This window comes from Chryseobacterium foetidum (assembly GCF_025457425.1).
Lineage (GTDB): Bacteria > Bacteroidota > Bacteroidia > Flavobacteriales > Weeksellaceae > Chryseobacterium > Chryseobacterium foetidum.
On sequence record NZ_JAMXIA010000001.1, the window covers coordinates 3,289,338 to 3,310,715 of the forward strand.

The window sequence follows — 21,378 nt, forward strand, 5'->3', positions numbered from 1 at the left end:
TAAATATTAATGTGTTTTAGATAAAAAGTAATTAAATTTGTTGAAATGAAAAAATGTATGAAGCGATATCTACTACTCGTATTTTTTAGTTTAATAGGTGTGAATCTTACTGCACAGAAAGTTTCACCAAGAAAACCTCCAAAAAAAGAATTTTCTGAAACTTCCAAAAAAGCAGGTGCATTCATAGATGTTAATGTACCTACATATCCGGAATCCGCGTACACACCTTTACAGTTAATAAGAGATGTTCTTATATCATCAGGACCTGGATCTTGTTTTGTTCCAAATATCTCAAATGTTACCGTAACTCCTAATACTACAGCTACCCAAGCAGACAGAGCCTGGGGTTATTTTCACAAAGGAACTACAAATTTTCCTTTTAAAGACGGAATTGTTTTGTCTACAGGATTTGCAAGAAGAGCAGGTAATCAGTTTGAAGATTACCTAGGTGATAATAATCAGGGAGGTAGTGATCCTGATTTAGCAACAGCGCTTGGTGTAGCAGGTACGCTCACCAATGCAGCAATTTTAGAATTTGATTTTGTTCCTACAACTTCCCAGATTAAATTTAATTATTTATTGGCCTCGGAAGAATATAATGGAACTTTTCCCTGTAATTATGCTGATGCCTTTGCATTACTATTAAGACCTGTAGGTAGTACTGCACCTTATCAGAATATGGCAATTTTGCCTGGTGGAGCAGGTCCTGTGAGCGTAACTAATATTCGTCCAAATATACCAAACGGTTGTGGAGCTGTTAATCCTACTTATTTTGCAGGATACAATACTGCAGGTATCGAGACCAATTTTTACGGAAGAACAATTCCTCTAGAGGCTACAGCCAATGTAACCGCTGGAATTCCATATCATTTTAAAATGGTGATTGCAGATTTTGGCCCATTTGGAGCAGATACCGGTTATGATTCTGCAGTATTCTTGGAAGGAGGCTCTTTCAATATTGGGGTAGAACTTCAGGATCCGAGTGGTGCTGTAATTCCTAATGAGATCAACGTCTGTGACTTGGTTCCAACAGTAATTAATGCTTCTGTAAACAGCCCTAATTTAACGTATCAATGGTTCTACAACGGAAATGCAATCCCAGGTGCAACTTCTACATCGATTACAGCAATTAATCCGGGAACTTATACTATTGAAGTTACGCTTCCTGGAAATCCATGTCCCGGAACGGCGTCAGTTAAAATTAATGGCGGATCTACGCCACTCGCTCAGGACGCTACATTATTACTTTGTACAACACCTGATATTACAACCTTTGATTTAACGAATTCGAAAGCGCTGATCAGTCCTACTGCAGGAGCTAACTTCAGGTGGTACGTAAACCAGAATGATGCATTAGCATTTAATAATAATTTCATTCAGACTCCATTAAATTATAATGGAAATGATGGTCAGGTTCTGTATGCTGTGGTTTACGGAGCAGAATACTGCAGAAAAATGGTAGAGCTTACATTAGCTAAAGAAACAAGACCGATAGGGCAGATTACAACGCCAAAAATAAGAGTCTGTGCAGGTGAAACTGTTACGCTTACTGCATCAGGTGGTACTTCTTACAATTGGGTAAACTTCCCTGGAAACGGCAACACTCAGTCAGCAACCATCTTCCAGACTACCACTTTCGAAGTGTATGCAGTGGGAGCATTAGGATGTCAGTCATCACTACCAGCAAAAGTGACCGTGGAAGTGGTTCCTCAGCCTACAACACCTCTTCTTGATGTTGAAATGTGTATTGGCGATACGATAGAGTTGGATGCGGGTGCAGGATCTGGATACAGTTACCTTTGGAATACAGGCGCAGAAACTCAAAAAATTACTGTTGATCAATTGGGAATTTATACCGTAACCATCAATAATGGAATCTGTGCAAAAACTTTCGAAGTAAAAGTGATTGCGGCTGCAACTCCTTTCTTCTCACAGTTAAGCTACGAAAATAATACAATTACTGCGATAGCCACAATTCCGAATATCAACAATATTCCGAGAGCGGCAGAATATTCTTTAGACGGAATTTCGTGGCAGGATTCTAATGTATTTCCTAATCTTTTAGACAATACAAATTACACACTTTATGTAAGAACAAAAGGAACCACTTGCGTTGGTACTGTAGAATTCTTTACTCTCCATATCAATAACGTGATTACACCAAACGAGGATGGAGTAAATGATGTAATTGATCTTTCATCTTTGGGTAATTTCAAAAACTTTAAAGGTTCTATCTACGATAGATACGGAAGTGAAATGTTCAGATTCACTAAAGAAAATCCTATCTGGAACGGAACGATTGGCGGAAAAAGATTGCCTACCGGAACGTATTGGTATAAATTCAATTTTGAATACAATAAAACCAAAACTCAGATGAACACCTCAGGTTGGATCATGCTGAAAAACAGAGAATAAGTCTCTGATCAATCATACAAAAAATGCCTTCAGATTTTTCTGAAGGCATTTTTATTTTAATAAAAAAATTATTGATTATCTTTCCATAGTTTGGTGAACGAAATAAAATCTGCAACACTCAGTTCTTCTGCTCTTTTATCCATAAACTCATGCGTTTTCAAAACCTCCGGAATCTCAAGAATTTTCAGGGCATTTGAAAGCTTTTTTCTTCTTTGATTAAACCCAGCTTTTACAATCTGTTTAAATAGAATTTCATTTCCTGCCAGACCTTCTTTCGGATTTCTCGTCAATTTTATTACACCGGATTTTACCTTTGGTGGAGGATTAAAAACATTCTCATGCACCGTAAACAGATAGCTCACATCATAATAAGCCTGTATCAAAACAGATAGAATTCCATAGTCTTTGGTACGCGGAACAGCTGCAGTTCTTTCTGCAACTTCTTTCTGAAACATTCCCACCATCTCGGGAATTATTTCATAATAATCAATAATCTTAAAAAGAATCTGAGAAGAAATATTATACGGGAAATTTCCTATGATTGCGATTTCTTCCTTGTTCAGGAAAGCAAAATCCTGCTTCAGAAAGTCACCAACAAAAGTTTCCTCATTCGTTTTGTCATAGTTTTTCTTCAGATATTCTATAGATTCCTGATCTATTTCAGCGAGATAGATATTTTGATTTTTTTCAAAAAGATATTTCGTCAAAACGCCCATTCCGGGGCCCACTTCCATGATGTTATTATAGTTTTCGAAACTTAATCCTTCAACTATATTTTTTGCGATGTTCTCGTCGGTCAGGAAATGTTGGCCGAGATGTTTTTTTGCTCTTACACTCAAAGTATTTATGATTTTGTTAACAATGAAAATATGTTTTTCGGGTCAAATTTCGGTAGAATTTTTCTATTTTAGCCAAAAATTTTATTCTTAATGGCAAGATCTGTAGACGAATTTAATAAAAAGAGGCTTAGGTCTAGTAATATCACCGTGGTAATCAGCATCGCATTGGTATTATTTTTAATGGGATTGATGGGATTAATACTTATTAACGCCCAAAAATATTCTGACTATATCAAAGAACAGTTGGTAGTTAATGCTTACTACGATCAGAATTATGATGCTAAAGATTCTCTGAAAATTGCAAAATCAGAAGAAGAAGCCTTTAAAAAAATTCAGGCTTTGGCTCCTGTAAAAAAAGCAGTCTACATTACAAGAGAGAAAGCGGCTGAGGAAGCTAAAAAAAGTATGGGAATAGACAGCGATGCACTTTTTGAAGAGAATATTTTTCCATCATCAGTAGAAATCTCGTTGAAACCGGAATACGTAGATCCCTTAAAAATTGAAGAAGCCATTAAAATCATCAAAACAGTTCCCGGAGTTTCAGAAGTAAAAAACGACAGCACCTTGATGGTAGATGTTTACAATAACCTTAGCCGAATTTTAAAGTGGATCTTAGGATTTTCGGTGTTGTTTTTAATTTTGGCAATTGTTTTAATTAACAATTCAATCAGACTTAAAATTTTCTCCAAAAGATTTATCATTAAAACCATGCAGTTGGTGGGGGCAAAAAGACGATTTATCTTAAAGCCATTCGTTATCGAAGCTTTAATTTTAGGAGCAATTGGTTCAGTACTTGGTTTGCTTGCACTATTCGGGGTTTGGTATTATTTTACAGACACGATCGGGCAGTCATTCACTCAGGATACAAGTCATTATTTCTCTTTGGTGCTGCTTGTCTTGGGAATTGGTATTTTTATTACCGTTATCAGCACAATCATTGCCACCTGGAGATTCTTAAGATCAAACGTAGACGATTTATATTATTCATAAGATAATGAGCAAAAAAACAACAAAGTTTTCCGCTTCCGATTTTGGAAAAGAAAACAAGACAGCCGAAGAAAACACCTTTTATTTCGGTAAAGAAAATTACAAATGGATGCTCATCGGGCTTGCGTTCATCGTCGTTGGATTTCTTCTGATGATGGGTGCAGATGCCAACACCGTAGACGGAAAACTTGATCCTAATGCATGGAATGACGATATTTTTTCCATCCGCAGAATCAGAATTGCTCCATTATTTATTGTTATTGGTTTCGCTATAGAAGTCTATGCAATTCTTAAGAGGAAAAATTAATCGATCAGGTTAAAAGATAAAGAATCAACATCTTGATTCAAACAAATAAAAGTCGGTTGCCCAGCAATTGACTTTTTGTATAATAAACTTTTGGCAAAAAGTCACTCAAATTACACATTACTTATTACCCATTACTCATAAAACATGGATTTACTCAAAGCAATCATCATTGCCATCATCGAAGGACTTACAGAATATCTACCCATCTCATCCACCGCACACATGGGATTTACCGCCAGTTTAATGGGTATGGAAGAGTCAGAATTTCTAAAAATGTTTCAGGTTTCCATCCAGTTTGGAGCGATTTTATCGGTTGTCGTAGCATATTGGAAAAAGTTTTTTGATCTGAAAAACCTACAGCTTTACTATAAACTTGCATTTGCAGTTATCCCTGCCTTGGTTTTAGGCTACATTTTCGACGATATGATAGAGTCTGTTCTTGGAAATCAGATTGCTATCTCAGCCGTATTGGTCTTAGGCGGAATTGTTTTGCTTTTTGCTGATCAGTGGTTCAAAAATCCGGTCATTCACGACGAAAAAGAAATTTCAATTAAAAAAGCAGTAACCATCGGCTTCTGGCAATGTTTAGCCATGATGCCGGGAACGAGTAGAAGTGCCGCTTCCATCATCGGAGGAATGACGCAGGGCTTATCCCGAAAAGCAGCAGCAGAATTTTCATTCTTTCTGGCAGTTCCTACCATGTTGGCGGTGACAGTATATTCAGTCTTTGTGAAAACATGGGGTAAAGGAACGCCAACAGCTGCAAAAGGTTACGAAATGATTTTAGAATCTCAGGATCACATCACCATTTTCATCATCGGAAATATCGTAGCGTTCATCACTGCATTGATCGCAATCAAAGCATTCATCGGAGTTTTAAACAAATATGGTTTCAAACCCTGGGGCTGGTACCGTATTTTCGTGGGAATTGCGTTGTTGATTTATTTTTATTGGTTCAAATAATATTTTTCAATTACGCTTTACCAATTTCTCATTACTCATAATAATTTGGGCAGCTATTCCGCCTTCCACTTCCGCTTTTTTGCTCGTCGTACCTCCTCACAAAAAGAGCTCCGTTCAAGTCGGGCTGCGCGGGATTCACCGTAAAAAATATTGTAGTAATTTTGAGTATCAAAAAAAATAAGAAAACCCTTCCGATATTAACCATAACTGATTGCTCATTACCTATTACTCATTACTAATCACTCATTGCTCATAAAAAAAATGACCGCCGAACAACTACAATCAGGACATATCTTCCTCCTCGACAAACCACTCGACTGGACTTCCTTTCAGGCTGTAAATAAGTTAAAATATAAGCTTAAACGTGAATTTGATCTCCCGAAAAAATTCAAAATCGGTCATGCCGGAACATTAGATCCAAGAGCAACAGGTTTACTGATCGTTTGCACAGGGAAATTCACCAAAAAAATCCCTGAAATTCAGGATGCACCGAAAGAATACTGGACAGAAATCAAAATCGGCGTTCAGACAGAATCCTACGACACAGAAAAACCGGAAATTCTTCATCAGGATTTTTCAAAGGTAACTGAAGAAGATGTCAGTACAGCTTTAGACAAATTTTTAGGAGAAATCGATCAGAAACCACCCGTTTTTTCGGCAATCAAAATCGATGGAGCAAGAGCTTACAACCTCGCAAGAGCAGGTGCTGAAGTAGAAATGAAATCAAGAAAAACAACAATTCATTACATCAAAGATGTTGAAATTAATTTTCCGCTCATCAGTTTTATTGTAGGATGTTCAAAAGGAACTTATATCAGAAGTTTAGCCCACGATATTGGTCAGAAATTGGGAGTAGGAGCTTACCTTACCCAACTCAGACGAACAAAAATCGGAGAGTACAGTGTTGAAGACGCAACCACAGAATTTTTGAATAACGAATACAGATTTGAGACGAATGAATAAATATTTATGGTCAATTTTCTTTGTCATTTTATCGCTGAAAACATTTTCTCAGGAAAAATCAAATAAATTGGGATTGTTTGGAGTGGTGCAAGCGAATGTTGGTTTTGATGTTGCTGCCATGATTAAAGAAAACCAGGCGACAAATGAATATGATAGGCAAAGACTAGATCCCGGAAAGTTTAATTACGGTTTTGCTGCACAGTTGGGATATCAACCTTTGAATTGGTTTGCATTGGGAACCGGTGTGAGATACAGTTACGTAGATCCGAATTTTCATGTAATGTACTGGACGGTACAGCCATTTTTTATCGTCAGTAATCCGAGAGATGAAGAATTTACCTATGTTTCTGCAAATTTTGGAACTCAAATCAATCAGACAGCATCTAAAAATGCAAAACTTGCAGGAATTTCTGTTGGATTCTTCGAACCGATAACAAAGAATCTTGGAAACAAATTTCAAATCAATCTGGAGGTTCAGAATTTCGACGGAAACAGTACATTTTTTGTAGGATTTTCTTACGGAATCACAATCTTCTCAAACAAGAAACTTTAGAATCATGGAAAAAACACGCATCAATAAATATCTTTCTGAAGTGGGCTACTGCTCAAGAAGAGCTGCAGACAAACTTTTGGAAGAAGGCAGAATTAAAATTAACGGTCAGATTCCTGAGTTGGGGACTAAGGTTTCAGATGAAGACCAGATTGAAGTTGACGGAAAACCTATTCGCGAATCTGAGGAGAAACCGGTATATCTTGCTTTTAATAAACCGAGAGGTATTGTCTGTACAACAGATTCAGTGCGTGAAAAAAATAATATTATTGATTTTATAAATTATCCTAAAAGAATTTTCCCCATCGGTAGATTGGATAAAGCCAGTGAAGGTCTTATCTTTTTGACCAATGACGGTGATATTGTGAATAAAATTCTCCGATCAAAAAACAATCATGAAAAAGAATATATCGTGAGAGTTGATAAACCCATTAATCCAAAGTTTTTAGATAAAATGAGAAATGGCGTGCCTATTTTAGATACTGTAACAAAGAAATGTGAAGTGGAAAAAATTGACGACATGCATTTCAGAATTATCCTTACGCAGGGATTAAACAGGCAGATCAGAAGAATGTGTGAGTACCTTGGCTACGAAGTAAAAAAACTGAAGAGAATCAGAATTATGAATATTTTACTTGACGTTCCCGCAGGCAAGTGGAGAGATTTTACAGACGCAGAATTATTCGAAATCAATTCTCTAATCAAGGACTCTGAGAAAACCCATGAGTGAAAAAAATTCACTACAATTTAATTTGGACTTGATTTAAGTATCCTATTTTCATGGTTTTTAATAGAAATTTTCTATAAAATACATCTTGTTATGTATTAAGTGATTATATTTGCAGCACACAACAAATCAATCACCTCTTAAAAATACCAAGATGAAAAAAATGCTCTACTATGTAGTGCTGGGTTGTTTTGTTGTGCCCAGTCAGACGCTATTCTCACAAGTGGGGATAGGGACAACGTCAGTAGAAAGTAACCTTCTGCTGAAAGTTCATTCCACCAACAAAGGAGTTCTCCTACCTAATCTTAACATTACCAATCTTGCGCTTGCCTCGCCAGTTACAACGCCTGCCTATGGTCTTTTGGCTTATAACAAAGCTGTTGGGAAACAAGGCTTCACCTTTTGGGACGGTACAAAATGGAATGAGCTTGTAGATACCCGTAATGTTTATTCGGTGTTAGGTCTTACGATTTCTTACAGTACTTCAAACTCTGCCCCGCTTAATATTACTACTCCGCAGGGTGCTATGCTTTATCCTCAGGATTCTGCGCCAGGAACTATCTGGTCAGAAGTGCCTGGGTTGTCTAAAGATATTACCGTTACTCAAACCAACAACAGTATTGTAGTCATTACAGAGGGTATGGTGCAGGCTAACAATAATACAGCCAGTTCATCAAATACCTTTACCTACGCTGTCGGAATTTTTGTGGATGGGAAATTAGCAGGTGTAAGAAACTATTCTACAAGATATTCTACTGTTAATCAATACGATTACTTTTCTATCAACTCAGTTTTAAAGAATTTAAGTCTTGGTAATCACACCATTAAAACTTACGTAAGTGTAAGGGTAAATGATTATTCTTCCGCTTCGCAATGGAGATTTGGCGGTCCGGTAGGGACGGCATCTCTGAATGCTGATATGACGAAGATCAACATGTATATCAAACTCACCGAAAAATCATAAAATACAAAAGATGAAAACATTTTTTCTAAGATTCCTTTTTGTAATACTGGGAATCAATTATTACGCTCAGTCCGGTTCTGTAGGAATCGGTACCGAAACACCAAATTCTTCTGCAATTTTAGATTTGGTTGCAACTAATAAAGGTATAATGCTGCCGCAGATTGCACTTAATGCCTCTAATGTTTCTGATGCAAGTTTTATGGCTACGACGCCTACCACTTCACTTTTAGTTTACAATACCAATGCGTCATTTCCGGGAGGTAGAGGATTGTACTATTGGGATGGTGGTAAATGGGTTTTCTATTTTAACTCAGCAAACCTTAATCTTTTGCTGGGAATTACTAAATATTACTCAAAAATTTACCCCGGAGGAACTTATACATTTAGCTACCCCGGCGAATCACCATACGTTAACGGAAGTTCTTTGGCGTTACCGTGGGTGAAGGTTCCGGAAACTACAGATTTTGATATCGTAATAGACCGTCCTGAGAACAATACAGTAATTACTTTTACAGGAATGGTTCAGGTAGGTACAGCATCAACGAGTGCAAATGTAAACTACGGGTTGGGTATTTTTGTTGATAATAAGCTGATTACCTCAAAAGCAGTTTCCTTAAACGGAGATATTGCATGTCCTTTTCAGGAGTTCACTATTACAGGTGTTTTGGATGATTTGTCTGTTGGTACTCATAAAATCACGCTGGGTGTTGCCAACCGAACAGGAAACGTAGGGAGTGAGCTGACCTATTATGGCAGGAAAGCTGGTGGATGTCTTAATCTCACAAATGATGAAGCACAGATCAGTGCTGTAGTTTTAATTAATCAACCTTTACCTTATTAAAACATCATGAAAAAAATTATATATACTTTAGTACTGTCTGCAATACCTTCAATGTTTTTTTCTCAGGTTGTAATGACAGATAAGGCTACTCCTGCAATTGACAACAGTGCTGTTTTGAAATTAGATTCAGACAACAAAGGTGTTCTGTATCCGAGAATTCCTCTGGATTCAAATCTGGACGTGACAAATGTTCCGGCACCATTAGATGGAACTGTGGTGTTCAATACAAAATCGACTGTGTCACTTCCTCAAACCGTTGCTTACTACGATACAGGAAAATGGAATGCGTTGCTGACAAAAGATCAATTGGCTGCTAAACTTGATTTGGTGAATGTAAGTTCTATAACATCTCCGGGGAATATTGCAATTACAGGGTATTCTCCCGGGAACTTCAGTATTGGAGATAATGTTTCTGCAAGCTGGGTTCCTCTTCAGATTGAAGACAGTAAAACATTTACAAGAAGTACAAACTCTTTTGCTTTTACTCTAGAAGGTATGGCTCAGCTCGACAAAGCATCCAACAGTTATTTTGAATATGCTATCGGAATCTTTGTTGATAATAAATTGGCAGTCGTTCGGAAATATCACAAGCATAATGAAAACTTCACATGTTCGTGGCATAAATTTGTTCTCAATGGTGTGGTTAATAATTTATCTGTCGGAACTCATACAATCAGTGTCAGAGCTAGAAACATAGCATCCTCGTCATCATCTTCTGCTCAAAAAATCATTTATGGTGGCGTGGCTCAGAATTCAAACGCTGGAAATCCGCCATGTGACAACATGAGTAATTTTATGTCTAAAATTTCTTTAAGCACCACAATTGTGGAATCTATAAACTAATTTTTTTTTTTTTTTTTTTTTTCACTATTACCTCAAATGGGACTGTTTAAAGCGGTTCCATTTTTTGTTTTTCATCATATACATGATTTTAAAATTGTTTTAAAATGATTAACAAAGTAATTGATATTTTTTGTATTTTTGCAGTCACTTTTTGTGGACAGGTCTTTAAAGGTAAATTATTATAAATTAATTACTTCCGTATTTTTTAAAACCACATTTATTAAGACCATTAAAAAAGAAGGAATACAAATTTTATTAGAAAATGTCAAAAGAGACAAATTCAGCAGAGGTTATTCTTAACCAAAACGTAGCACCGGAACAATTTGACTGGGATTCATTCGAATCTGGTCTTGATGCAGATGCGAGAAAAGAAAAAAGCGATCTTGAGGAAATCTACAACGGATCTCTTAACAGCCTGAACGATAACGACGTTTTAGTTGGTAGAGTAGTAAGATTAACTGACAAAGAAGCTATCGTAGACATCAACTTCAAATCTGAAGGTGTTATTTCTCTTAACGAATTCCGTTACAACCAAGGCCTAAGCGTAGGTGACGAGGTTGAGGTAATGGTAGACAGAAGAGAAGACAAAACAGGTCAGTTACAGTTATCTCACAAAAAAGCTAGAACGCTTAAAGCTTGGGATAGAGTAAACGAACTTCACGAAACTGGAGAAATCGTTAACGGTTTTGTTAAGTCTAGAACTAAAGGAGGTATGATCGTTGACGTACACGGTATCGAAGCATTCTTACCAGGTTCTCAAATCGACGTTAAGCCAATTAAAGATTACGATCAGTTCGTAGGTAAAACTATGGAGTTCAAAGTTGTGAAAATCAACCCTGAGTTCAAAAACGTAGTTGTATCTCACAAAGCATTGATCGAAGCAGATATCGAAGGTCAGAAAAAAGAAATCATCGCGCAGCTTGAAAAAGGTCAGGTTCTTGAAGGTACTGTTAAGAATATTACTTCTTACGGTGTATTCGTAGATCTTGGTGGTGTTGACGGATTGATCCACATTACAGACCTTTCTTGGTCTAGAGTGAACCATCCGTCTGAAATCTTAGAAGACGGACAGACTGTGAAAGTGGTTATCCTTGACTTTGATGACGAGAAAACAAGAATCCAGTTGGGTATGAAGCAGTTAGAAGCTCATCCTTGGGATGCACTTTCTGCTGACATGAAAGTTGGTGATAAAGTAAAAGGAAAAGTAGTGGTTCTTGCTGACTATGGTGCATTCGTAGAAATCGCTCCAGGTGTAGAAGGATTAATTCACGTTTCTGAAATGTCTTGGTCTACTCACTTGAGAAGCGCAGGAGATTTCGTAAAAGTAGGTGACGAAGTGGAAGCTGAAGTACTTACTTTAGACAGAGAAGACAGAAAAATCTCTTTAGGTATGAAACAGTTATCTAAAGATCCATGGGAAAATATCGAAGCTAAATATCCGGTAGGTTCTGAGCACGTTGGAACTGTAAGAAACTTTACAAACTTCGGTGTATTCGTAGAACTGGAAGAAGGTATCGACGGATTAATCTATATCTCTGATCTTTCTTGGACTAAGAAAATCAAGCATCCATCAGAATTCTGTGCAGTAGGTGATAAATTGAATGTTGTAGTTCTTGAACTGGACATCCAGGCTAGAAGATTATCTCTAGGTCACAAGCAATTGACAGAAAACCCATGGGATAAATTTGAAACTAAATATGCTGAAGGAACTGTACACACAGGATCTGCTGTAGAAGTTCACGACAAAGGAGCTTCCGTACAATTCGAAGATGCTGAAGTAGAAGCATTCTGCCCATCAAGATTATTAGAGAAGGAAGACGGATCTAAAATCAAGAAAGGTGAAACTGCTCAGTTCAAAGTAATTGAATTCAACAAAGAATTCAAAAGAGTAGTTGTTTCTCACACAGGAATCTTCAGAGACGAAGAGAAAAAGAATGCAAGAGAAGCATCAAACAACAGATCTAATAACAACAATAGCATGTCTTCTTCAAACATTGAAGAAAGATCAACATTAGGTGATATTGATGTATTAGCTGAATTGAAAAAGAAAATGGAAGGAGGTAAATAATCTCTGATCACATTCTTATAAACTAACCACTCATTTTTATGAGTGGTTTTTTTATTCAATTACAAAATGTTTAATATTAATTTCATTATTAATTCCCTTATTGATTACTTAATAATGTATATTCAAAAAAATATATTAAAAATTAAATAAAAATAATAATAGATTGATTATTATTTGTAAATTTGGCGCTTTAATAATCAATATGAAAAAGCTAACTCTACCTCTTTTGTTTGCAATATTTGCAATTTTTCCGTCATCCAAACTCAAGGCTCAAGATAGTCAAAGATTAATTAATAACTATATTCAAACCAATCATTTAAGAGATTATAAGAAGTCTGATTTAACGAATTTTACCATTGATAATACTGATTCATCAAAATCTTTGAATGCAGAGGTCGTGAAATTTCAGCAAACTTATAAAGGGTTCCCTATTTATAATGCTGTGGGTACTGCTCTTATTAAAGACAGTAAAATTACATATTATATTGACGATTTTGTAAAGGACTATCTGGCAGTTAATGACAATATGCCTTCCGTGACTAAATCAGCTGCGCTTTCAAAGATCGCTTCAGATTTAGGAGATGATGAACTAAATTCTTATATGATTTTGAATTTTTCAGATGTGGAATCAACAGATGGGAGATCATTAAAACAAAGGTTGGTATATGTGAATGATAAATCATCTTTAAAATTGGCGTATGAATACAACGTTCAGGAGCCAAAATCTCCAAACTTTTGGAACTATCTAATTGACGCTCATACTGGCGATGTACTGAAGAAAGTAAATTTGAACTTGTCATGCAATTTTGCTGATGGTGCTTATTCTCATGATCATACTAATTATAGAGAAAATTCATCCATTGGTCCTCAATACCAGGAGCAAACTAACAATTTTTCCTTGTTAGTTCCGGACAACGCATCTTATAATGTTTTTCCTTTGCCAATTGAAGCTCCTTCTTTCGGATCTAGAAGTATTGTAAATAATCCATGGATTCTAGCTTCTTCACCTGAAGGATGGCATTATGACGGAGTAACGCACTTCACCATTACCAAGGGAAATAATGTCTACGCTTACGAAGATAGAGATTTTAATAATGTTGCCGGAGCATCTCCGGATGGTGGAGTGACAAGAAATTTTAATTTTCCTTATGATGGAACACAAACGCCATTTAATAGTCTTAATGCGTCTACCACTAATTTATTCTATATAAGTAATAGAGTTCACGATATATTTCACAAATTTGGTTTTAATGAAGCTGCTAGAAATTTTCAGCAAAATAATTTTGGGAATGGAGGGTTAGGAAACGATGCCTTAAATGCCGAATCACAAGATAGAAGTTCTTACAATAATGCAAATTTTTCTACTCCACCTGATGGATCTAAGCCACGGATGCAAATGTATCTGTGGGAAGCATCCAGTAGACGTTTTTTTTACAATGCACCTACAGATGCAGTTTCTAGAACACCTGTTGCCGGAACGGCTGATTTTGGCACTCCATTAGATGACGTAGGGGTAACGGGCAATGTCAAGCTATCAACAATTCTGGATGGTTGCAGTGCTTTACCTGCGGGATCTATGAGCAATATGATTGCGCTTGTTGAGAGAGGGACCTGTGCTTTTACGGTAAAAGTTAAAAATGCACAGACTGCTGGTGCAGTAGGTGTTATTGTTTATAACAATGCAGGTGGCGCTGCTGTAGGAGGAATGACTGGTGTAGATCCTACAATTACAGTACCTTCTGTTATTATAGATAATCCTGAAGGAGAATTTATTAAAACTAAAATAGCAGCCAATACAGTAGTTAATGTCACTTTAAAAAGAGATGTGAGATATGATGGAAGCTTTGATAATGGTATTGTAACTCACGAATATGGACACGGTATATCAAATAGAAATACGGGAAATGGCTATACTTGTTTAGTTACATCTAATAGTAGTGAGCAGATGGGAGAAGGATGGTCAGATTTCTTTGCCATGATGCTTACAAATAAACCTGGCGATAATGCAACTGTCGCAAGAGGTATAGGAACTTATGCTATAGGTCAGCCAATTACAGGCGCTGGAATAAGACCTGCAAAATATTCCACAAATTTTGCAGTCAATAATTATACTTACAGTGATACTAATGGTATGGAATATGACCCTGATGGGCAAGGGCTATTTTTAGTCCCAGATGTGCATTCCATTGGTTTTGTCTGGGCGACAATGCTTTGGGATCTTCACTGGAAATATGTTGAAAAATATGGTTATTCATCAGATGTCACAGCAAATACAACTAACGGAAGTTCAAGAGTACTGCAGTTAGTAACTGATGCATTAAAATTACAACCATGTAATCCTAATTTTATTAGTGGAAGGAATGCAATTCTTGCAGCAGAGATGGCAACAACTCAAGGCGCCGATAAATGTATGGTGTGGAGAGCATTTGCAGCTAGAGGTTTAGGGTTATACGCAAATGCGGGAAGTGCGACGGATATAAATGACCAAATTGAAGACTTTACCTTACCTGCCGAATGTGTATTATCTACAGACGAAGTAAAAGATGTAAAAGCAAACGCGATCTCAATTTATCCCAACCCTGCTAAAAATGAATTTTTCGTCAACTTCCCTAAAAATACTATGGGTAAAGTAAATGTTGAAATCTTCGATATGAGCGGTAAATTGGTAGCTTCAGAATACAAAGTTTCTGCTGATGAGAAAAAAGCAATCAATACTTCATCTTTAATTAACGGAACTTACATCGTTAAAGTAAAAGGTTTAGGAATCGATACTTCTTCTAAACTTTTGATTAAAAAATAATTATAAAATTTTTATTTTTAAATACATCACCTTGGGATTTTCCTGAGGTGATTTTTGTTATTAGTGTTTGCAGAATTTTTGAAATTTTATATCGTACCTTTGGCGGCTGAAAAAAGGTTATGAAGAAGAAAAATATTTTAAAAGGGGTCTTATTTGTCGGTTTTGGAGCAAGCATTTACGGAATGCTGGCAACCTTCGTAAAAATGTCTTACAAAGAAGGTTTTACAACCTCTGAAGTGACCACTGCTCAGTTTGCATTGGGTCTGGTCGGACTCTTAATTCTGAATTTTATTCAAACGATTAGTTCAAAAAAGAAATTACCGTCCCCAAGCCGCAAAGAAGTTAAAATGCTTCTGATGGCCGGAACTTCATTGGGTTGTACAAGTCTGTTTTATTACATTTCAGTACAGTATATCGCGGTCTCCATTGCAATTGTATTGTTGATGCAATCCGTATGGTTCAGTGTTGTCGTCGAGAGTTTCATTACTAAAAAATTTCCGAATACTAAGAAAGTTGTTGCGACAGTAATTGTATTACTCGGGACAGTTTTAGCCACCAATCTCATCAATCTGGAAGTGAAATTAGATGGGCACGGAATCTTTTGGGGATTGTTAGCTGCGGCATCATTCACAATGACGATGTTTACATCCAATACTCTGGCAACGCATCTGCCTGTATTAAGGAAAAGCATCATTATGTTGACCGGTGGCTCGGTCATTGTAGCAACATTTTTATTTTTTGCACAAATCGGACCTTTATATTCTGAAAATTTAAAATCATTTTATCTGAATTTTACCGAAAATACCGAACACATCAGACCATTTAATTATTCTATTTTCTGGACGTACGGCTTTATTTTGGCGCTTTTTGGAACTATTATTCCACCGGTTTTGTTCAATTTAGGATTTCCAAATACAGGTTTAGGTTTGGGGAGTATTATTTCATCTTTAGAGCTTCCGGTTTCTGTAACGATGGCTTTTGTTTTATTAAACGAAAAAGTAATCCTCATTCAATGGATTGGAATTATATTAATTTTAATGGCAATTGTCCTGATGAATTTGCCATCCAGGAAAGAAAAACTTATTTCCGAAACCATTTTATAAACCAATACCACAGTTTAGTTATTTCGAAAATTTCATTAAAAAATCTACACTTAGCTGAGTGAAACGCATTTGCTAACTAAAAAATATTCAGAATCATTTTAATAAAACCTTCGCGAACTCTGCGTTAAGAATCAACACTAAGTAATCATAATTAAATTATAAATAACACCCAAAACCGTTTCCTTTGAAGCGGTTTTTTTAAATTTATATCTAAATTCAATTGTTCATGACCCAATTCAAAAATATTCTCACCGCAATTTCACTTACAGCGACATCAACCTTAGCGTTTTCGCAGATAAAACCTCTAGACGCGATGCTTACCAATTACCAGTATCCTTTCGAAGTACATTTCAAAGATTTAAATTCTCAAAAACAAAATCTGAAAATGGCTTACATGGATGTACAACCTAAAAAAGCCAACGGGAAAACCGTCATGCTTCTTCATGGCAAAAACTTTAACGGTGCGTATTGGGAGAAAACGGCAAAAGATTTATCAGCTCAAGGTTTCAGAGTCATAATTCCGGATCAGATTGGTTTCGGCAAATCTTCAAAACCTCAGAGCTATCAGTTTTCATTCGCTCAATTGGCGAGCAATACCAAAGCGGTTTTAGACGATTTAAAAATTCAAAAAATCATCGTTCTCGGTCATTCAATGGGCGGAATGGTTGCCACAAGATTTACGCTGATGTATCCAGAAACAATAGAAAAATTAATCCTTGAAAATCCCATCGGGCTGGAAGATTATAAAACTTTGGCCAAATATCAGACTGTCGACGAAGCGTATCAGTCCGAATTAAAAAACACCGCAGAATCCTACAAAAATTACCAGCTCAAATTCTACTACGACAACAAATGGAAGTCGGAATATCAGCCATGGCTCGACCTCATTGCAGGCTGGACTTTACACAAAGACTACCCGCAAGTCGCATGGAATGCCGCTTTAACGAGTGACATCATTTTCAGTCAACCCGTCGTTTACGAATTTAAAAACATCAAAACACCCACCTTACTCATCATCGGAACCCGCGACCGCACAGCCATCGGAAAAGACCGTGCCCCAAAGGAAATTCAGCCTTTAATGGGACAATATCAGGAATTAGGAAAGAAAACACAGCAGCAAATCGCCGGCTCAAAGCTGGTAGAGCTGGAAAATGTAGGTCACCTTCCGCACATTGAAGTTTATGATCAATTCTGGAAAGCTCTGTATGATTTTGTAAAGTAGGGAAGAGGGGAGAAGGAAGTAGGAAGAAGGAAGTAGGAAGAAGGAAGAAGGAAGATGGAAGTTCGAAGAGGGTTTGAGGGGCTTTAAAAAAAATTACCTACAAGAAATAACATTCTTCTCCACTGGAAGGGTATCCATTAAAAAAGATCAACCAAAAAATGTTTAGATTCTCATTTAGTCTCATCGGGACGACCTACCAAAGGATAGGATGGAATCTTATCAAAACACAAGCACATCATTCCCAAAATAAAAAGAGACCGCTAAAAAATAGCAGTCTCTTTTCGTATGTGTTGTTGTCTGAATTACTTCTTTTTGTAAGCAGCGTCTTTAATTCTCGCTTTTTTACCTCTAAGGTCTCTGAAGTAGTAGATTCTTGATCTTCTAACTTTACCTCTTCTGTCAACTTCAATCTTCTGTAAAGCTGGCATGTTGATAGGGAAAACTCTCTCTACACCTACATCACCAGACATTTTTCTGATAGTGAAAGTTTTAGTAGCTCCGGTTCCTCTCAACTGAATTACAGTTCCTTTAAAGAACTGAGTTCTTGTTTTCTGACCTTCCTTAATTTCGTAATACACTGTAATTGTGTCTCCTGCGCTAAATTCAGGGAAATCTTTTTTTGTAATGTACTGGTCTTGTACGTACTTTAATAAATCCATTATTAATAATAAAAATTGTTTAAGCTAAGCAACTTACACGTCCATCGCTAGAGGTTGAATAACAGACTGCAAAAATAAAACAAATTTTTCTGTCCACCAACACTTTATAAAAAATATTTCCCAAAAAATCGCACCCAAAAACACCCGCTACCCATCAATCATCATACATCAATCATCATACATCAATCATTACTCATCACCCATTACCAATTACTCATTACCCATCACCCATTACTCATAACTTGGGCGTGCCCCTCCCTCCCTCATTCCACTTCGTTGCATTCCCTCGCTCGGGTCGGGCTGTCCGCTATATCTTTTTTTGGTTGCCACTGCTTTTCCCTTCGCAACCAAAAAAAGGATGCCGCTTCCATCCCTCACGCAAAATAAAAGTGGTTTTTCTTTTCAATATTCATATTTTAAAAACAACTAGTCGGATTTTCCAAATGAAACTATAATGAGATGCTTTTACTTTGTCGAATCCAAAGGCTTCAGCATGAAAAAAGAACATTATGCTTATGATGAAAAGTAAAATCAGTTTATGACATTAATCGACCTAGGAAACGGAGGCGTTAAGAAAATTGAAAGTAAATCCGTTAAAAAATCCCAACTGTTTGAGTGCGGCAATAATTAGCTTAAGCAAATTAATTTTGAATCCGCACGAGTTTTGGGATTTTAGGATTTGCTTTAAATTTTTAGCCGGAGTTTCCAGTCTTGAATTTTTGGTTCTTTTGTTTCAAGACAAAAGAACAGAATATATATTTCCAGTTTCACAGAAAAACACTAATTTAAGACCTCCAAAATTTAATTCAAAAAATGATCGATAAAAGAGTAAAAAATGCACAGGAAGCCATTGCAGGAATTCAGGACGGAATGACTTTAATGTTAGGCGGTTTCGGCCTTTGTGGAATTCCTGAAAACTCCATCAACGCATTGGTAGAAAGCGATGTAAAAGATTTAACCTGCATTTCAAACAATGCCGGAGTAGACGATTTCGGATTGGGATTGCTGCTTCACAAGAGACAAATTAAAAAAATGATTTCATCTTACGTAGGTGAAAATGCAGAATTCGAAAGACAGATGCTTTCAGGCGAACTGGAAGTTGAACTGACTCCTCAGGGAACTTTGGCAGAAAAATGCAGAGCCGCACAGGCAGGAATTCCTGCTTTCTACACACCTGCAGGTTTCGGAACTGAAGTAGCAGAAGGCAAAGAAGTAAAAGATTTCAACGGAAAACCTCACATTTTAGAGCACGCTTACGACGCCGATTACTCCATCGTAAAAGCATGGAAAGGCGACCATGCAGGAAACCTGATTTTTAAAGGTTCAGCCCGAAATTTCAATCATCCCATGGCCGGTGCCGGTAAAATTACCATCGCTGAAGTCGAAGAACTGGTAGAACCAGGCGAACTGGATCCAAACCAAATTCACATTCCTGGAATTATGATCCAGAGAATTTTTCAAGGTGAAAAATTTGAAAAAAGAATTGAACAGAGAACGGTTAGAAAGAAAGATTAATTTTTAGCCAACTTTTATAAAAAATACTCCGAAAATCAACTTTTGGGGTATTTTTTTTGATCTTTATTCAGTTCATAAATGTATCGAAGAATCTATATCCGGCATGATATAAACTTCCCGCACCCATCTTCCATCTTCCCTCTTCCTACAATCTGTAACCAATTCTGAAACCCCAACAAAATTGGTGAAATTACCGGTATTGCTTTCCAATCTGGAGTTTATAAGACTTAATCCGTCAATTTCAATGACGTGTTTTGTCTCATCATATTCCAAATCAATATTTCGGGTTTTGATATTAAGTGAACCAATACCGATAAAAGGTTCCAAAACAAGTTTTTTTGATACTGAAATTTGATTTCCTATGATAATATTGAAGCCATGTGCTGTCTTCTTTACTCCAAAATCATCACTGTATGAAGTGTTGATATCAGCGGAGGTAAATTTTAAATTATAGGTATCCTGGTTTTTCCGATGGTAAACCTGCAATCCGACATATAATTCGCTTTTTTTAGATTGAGTTCTTGATTTAAGTAATTTAAATAAGTACAGACGGCCTTCAAGATTTACTTTGAAACCACGTGTTTTAAGAACTACCGTATCCGCTCTGGATCCGTAGAGCTGATATCCGGCTTCCGCATTTTCTTTCAGCAGAAACCATTACTGTCGGAAAAGAAAACAAATCCAATAACTGCACAGTATTGAATTTAACAACCCAATCTTTTTCTTTTTCTTCCTGAGCAAAAAGTAAAGTTGAAACGAATAGTATAAGAACAGACAGAAGTTTTTTCATTCAAATAATCTTTATTTTTATGTTTACAAGTCAATTTTTATAATCTGTAACCCACTCTCAAACCAAAACAAAAGTTAAATACATTCCCTGAACTTTCTTCCAGATTTAACCTTTTGACAAGTGGTTCAATATCAGTTCCTACTACTTCATGTTTAGTTTTATCATATTCAAGATCGGTATTCTCTATTTTCCGTCTCATCGATCCAAATCCAACAAAGGGTTCGAGTACAAATTTTTTAGATACCGAAATTTGATTTCCCAAAGTGACGTTAAAGCCAGTTGCCTTTCTTTTTGTCCCAAAGTTTTCGGTAGCTCCCACAGTGGAATCATCTATCAGAGAATAGCTTACAATATTTGTATTTTGGTTTTCACGATGAAATAATTGTAGGCCTACATAAATTTCATTACGCTTAGATTCAGTTCTTGTGTTCAATAATTTTAATAAGTAAAGACGACCTTCGATATTAGTTTTAAAACCTCTTGTTTTAAGTAGTATCGTATCTGCTTTGCTCAAATCGTATAACTGATATCCGATTTCGGCGTTAATACTGAAATAAGGATTTATTTTTCTTTCAGCCGAAATTTGTAGCGTTGGATAAGAAAACATATCTAACAACTGCACAGCATTCACTTTTAAAACCCACTTGCTTTCTTTTGCTTCCTGCGCAAAAATCAAAGTTGAAACGAATAGTATAAGAACGGATAGAATTTTTTTCATGTAAATCAGTTTTAGGTTTAAAACGATTTAAAAATACTGAAAAAATCACTACGTTATGAAAATAAAAAATATCTAATTCGAAATAATTTAAAAGACTTAATCGA

Annotated in this window: 20 protein-coding genes; 15 read left to right on the forward strand and 5 right to left on the reverse strand. The window is 36.4% G+C overall.

Annotation, left to right across the window (positions count from 1 at the left end; translation table 11 throughout):
* Positions 1-57 precede the first annotated feature (57 nt).
* Positions 58-2,415 (forward strand): choice-of-anchor L domain-containing protein, encoded by a 2,358-nt coding sequence (locus NG809_RS15275; protein WP_262152085.1) that lies wholly within the window; start codon positions 58-60, stop codon positions 2,413-2,415.
* A 68-nt stretch (positions 2,416-2,483) separates the two neighbouring features.
* Here the strand turns inward: NG809_RS15275 and rsmA are convergent, their stop codons facing one another.
* Complete coding sequence (gene rsmA / locus NG809_RS15280) at positions 2,484-3,254, reverse strand: 16S rRNA (adenine(1518)-N(6)/adenine(1519)-N(6))-dimethyltransferase RsmA (RefSeq protein WP_262152087.1); 771 nt, start codon at positions 3,252-3,254, stop codon at positions 2,484-2,486.
* A 90-nt stretch (positions 3,255-3,344) separates the two neighbouring features.
* On the opposite strand from rsmA, the gene NG809_RS15285 reads away from it, so the two are divergent.
* The 13 genes from NG809_RS15285 to NG809_RS15345 all read left to right on the forward strand — a co-directional run bounded on the left by NG809_RS15285 (position 3,345) and on the right by NG809_RS15345 (position 17,592).
* Entirely contained in the window at positions 3,345-4,244 is a 900-nt protein-coding gene (locus tag NG809_RS15285) for a cell division protein FtsX (protein ID WP_262152089.1), read from the forward strand.
* 4 nt (positions 4,245-4,248) lie between these two features.
* Positions 4,249-4,548, forward strand: coding sequence for a DUF3098 domain-containing protein (locus tag NG809_RS15290; RefSeq protein WP_262152091.1), 300 nt, complete (start codon positions 4,249-4,251; stop codon positions 4,546-4,548).
* 144 nt (positions 4,549-4,692) lie between these two features.
* A complete protein-coding gene (locus tag NG809_RS15295) occupies positions 4,693-5,511 on the forward strand; it encodes an undecaprenyl-diphosphate phosphatase (protein WP_262152093.1) in 819 nt (272 codons plus the stop codon).
* A gap of 261 nt (positions 5,512-5,772) precedes the next feature.
* Positions 5,773-6,474 (forward strand): tRNA pseudouridine(55) synthase TruB, encoded by a 702-nt coding sequence (truB, locus tag NG809_RS15300; protein WP_262152095.1) that lies wholly within the window; start codon positions 5,773-5,775, stop codon positions 6,472-6,474.
* On the forward strand, positions 6,467-7,027 hold the full coding sequence (locus NG809_RS15305; protein WP_262152097.1) for a hypothetical protein: 561 nt from the start codon (positions 6,467-6,469) through the stop codon (positions 7,025-7,027). The genes truB and NG809_RS15305 overlap by 8 nt, the downstream gene beginning before the upstream one ends.
* Before the next feature lie 4 nt (positions 7,028-7,031).
* Positions 7,032-7,754, forward strand: coding sequence for a 23S rRNA pseudouridine(2604) synthase RluF (gene rluF / locus NG809_RS15310; RefSeq protein WP_262152098.1), 723 nt, complete (start codon positions 7,032-7,034; stop codon positions 7,752-7,754).
* A gap of 151 nt (positions 7,755-7,905) precedes the next feature.
* On the forward strand, positions 7,906-8,715 hold the full coding sequence (locus NG809_RS15315; RefSeq protein ID WP_262152100.1) for a hypothetical protein: 810 nt from the start codon (positions 7,906-7,908) through the stop codon (positions 8,713-8,715).
* A 10-nt stretch (positions 8,716-8,725) separates the two neighbouring features.
* On the forward strand, positions 8,726-9,556 hold the full coding sequence (locus NG809_RS15320; protein ID WP_262152102.1) for a hypothetical protein: 831 nt from the start codon (positions 8,726-8,728) through the stop codon (positions 9,554-9,556).
* Positions 9,557-9,562: 6 nt separating this feature from the next.
* A complete protein-coding gene (locus tag NG809_RS15325) occupies positions 9,563-10,399 on the forward strand; it encodes a hypothetical protein (RefSeq protein WP_262152104.1) in 837 nt (278 codons plus the stop codon).
* Between the two features lie 262 nt (positions 10,400-10,661).
* The gene (gene rpsA, locus NG809_RS15330; protein ID WP_262152106.1) at positions 10,662-12,467 is read left to right on the forward strand and encodes a 30S ribosomal protein S1; all 1,806 of its coding nucleotides are present in this window, start codon (positions 10,662-10,664) and stop codon (positions 12,465-12,467) included.
* A 202-nt stretch (positions 12,468-12,669) separates the two neighbouring features.
* Positions 12,670-15,267, forward strand: coding sequence for a T9SS-dependent M36 family metallopeptidase (locus NG809_RS15335; protein WP_262152108.1), 2,598 nt, complete (start codon positions 12,670-12,672; stop codon positions 15,265-15,267).
* 119 nt (positions 15,268-15,386) lie between these two features.
* Entirely contained in the window at positions 15,387-16,370 is a 984-nt protein-coding gene (locus NG809_RS15340; RefSeq protein ID WP_262152110.1) for an EamA family transporter, read from the forward strand.
* Positions 16,371-16,596: 226 nt separating this feature from the next.
* On the forward strand, positions 16,597-17,592 hold the full coding sequence (locus NG809_RS15345; protein ID WP_262152111.1) for an alpha/beta fold hydrolase: 996 nt from the start codon (positions 16,597-16,599) through the stop codon (positions 17,590-17,592).
* 302 nt (positions 17,593-17,894) lie between these two features.
* Here the strand turns inward: NG809_RS15345 and rplS are convergent, their stop codons facing one another.
* A complete protein-coding gene (gene rplS / locus NG809_RS15350) occupies positions 17,895-18,251 on the reverse strand; it encodes a 50S ribosomal protein L19 (protein WP_191736700.1) in 357 nt (118 codons plus the stop codon).
* Positions 18,252-19,064: 813 nt separating this feature from the next.
* Between rplS and NG809_RS15355 the strand changes: the two genes are divergently transcribed.
* A complete protein-coding gene (locus NG809_RS15355; protein WP_056032999.1) occupies positions 19,065-19,766 on the forward strand; it encodes a CoA transferase subunit A in 702 nt (233 codons plus the stop codon).
* Between the two features lie 72 nt (positions 19,767-19,838).
* Here the strand turns inward: NG809_RS15355 and NG809_RS15360 are convergent, their stop codons facing one another.
* The 3 genes from NG809_RS15360 to NG809_RS15370 all read right to left on the reverse strand — a co-directional run bounded on the left by NG809_RS15360 (position 19,839) and on the right by NG809_RS15370 (position 21,274).
* Entirely contained in the window at positions 19,839-20,252 is a 414-nt protein-coding gene (locus NG809_RS15360; protein WP_262152118.1) for a hypothetical protein, read from the reverse strand.
* Positions 20,253-20,349: 97 nt separating this feature from the next.
* Positions 20,350-20,556, reverse strand: coding sequence for a hypothetical protein (locus tag NG809_RS15365; RefSeq protein WP_262152119.1), 207 nt, complete (start codon positions 20,554-20,556; stop codon positions 20,350-20,352).
* A 37-nt stretch (positions 20,557-20,593) separates the two neighbouring features.
* Positions 20,594-21,274 (reverse strand): DUF3575 domain-containing protein, encoded by a 681-nt coding sequence (locus NG809_RS15370; RefSeq protein WP_262152121.1) that lies wholly within the window; start codon positions 21,272-21,274, stop codon positions 20,594-20,596.
* Positions 21,275-21,378: the final 104 nt, after the last annotated feature.

Excerpts from the sequence above, each read along its gene's own strand:
- NG809_RS15275 (WP_262152085.1), top strand. The coding sequence starts at position 58 with ATGAAGCGATATCTACTACTCGTATTTTTTAGTTTAATAGGTGTGAAT.
- NG809_RS15285 (WP_262152089.1), top strand. The coding sequence starts at position 3,345 with ATGGCAAGATCTGTAGACGAATTTAATAAAAAGAGGCTTAGGTCTAGT.
- NG809_RS15290 (WP_262152091.1), top strand. The coding sequence starts at position 4,249 with ATGAGCAAAAAAACAACAAAGTTTTCCGCTTCCGATTTTGGAAAAGAA.
- NG809_RS15295 (WP_262152093.1), top strand. The coding sequence starts at position 4,693 with ATGGATTTACTCAAAGCAATCATCATTGCCATCATCGAAGGACTTACA.
- truB (WP_262152095.1), top strand. The coding sequence starts at position 5,773 with ATGACCGCCGAACAACTACAATCAGGACATATCTTCCTCCTCGACAAA.
- NG809_RS15305 (WP_262152097.1), top strand. The coding sequence starts at position 6,467 with ATGAATAAATATTTATGGTCAATTTTCTTTGTCATTTTATCGCTGAAA.
- rluF (WP_262152098.1), top strand. The coding sequence starts at position 7,032 with ATGGAAAAAACACGCATCAATAAATATCTTTCTGAAGTGGGCTACTGC.
- NG809_RS15315 (WP_262152100.1), top strand. The coding sequence starts at position 7,906 with ATGAAAAAAATGCTCTACTATGTAGTGCTGGGTTGTTTTGTTGTGCCC.
- NG809_RS15320 (WP_262152102.1), top strand. The coding sequence starts at position 8,726 with ATGAAAACATTTTTTCTAAGATTCCTTTTTGTAATACTGGGAATCAAT.
- NG809_RS15325 (WP_262152104.1), top strand. The coding sequence starts at position 9,563 with ATGAAAAAAATTATATATACTTTAGTACTGTCTGCAATACCTTCAATG.
- rpsA (WP_262152106.1), top strand. The coding sequence starts at position 10,662 with ATGTCAAAAGAGACAAATTCAGCAGAGGTTATTCTTAACCAAAACGTA.
- NG809_RS15335 (WP_262152108.1), top strand. The coding sequence starts at position 12,670 with ATGAAAAAGCTAACTCTACCTCTTTTGTTTGCAATATTTGCAATTTTT.
- NG809_RS15340 (WP_262152110.1), top strand. The coding sequence starts at position 15,387 with ATGAAGAAGAAAAATATTTTAAAAGGGGTCTTATTTGTCGGTTTTGGA.
- NG809_RS15345 (WP_262152111.1), top strand. The coding sequence starts at position 16,597 with ATGACCCAATTCAAAAATATTCTCACCGCAATTTCACTTACAGCGACA.
- rplS (WP_191736700.1), bottom strand. The coding sequence starts at position 18,251 with ATGGATTTATTAAAGTACGTACAAGACCAGTACATTACAAAAAAAGAT.
- NG809_RS15355 (WP_056032999.1), top strand. The coding sequence starts at position 19,065 with ATGATCGATAAAAGAGTAAAAAATGCACAGGAAGCCATTGCAGGAATT.
- NG809_RS15365 (WP_262152119.1), bottom strand. The coding sequence starts at position 20,556 with ATGAAAAAACTTCTGTCTGTTCTTATACTATTCGTTTCAACTTTACTT.
- NG809_RS15370 (WP_262152121.1), bottom strand. The coding sequence starts at position 21,274 with ATGAAAAAAATTCTATCCGTTCTTATACTATTCGTTTCAACTTTGATT.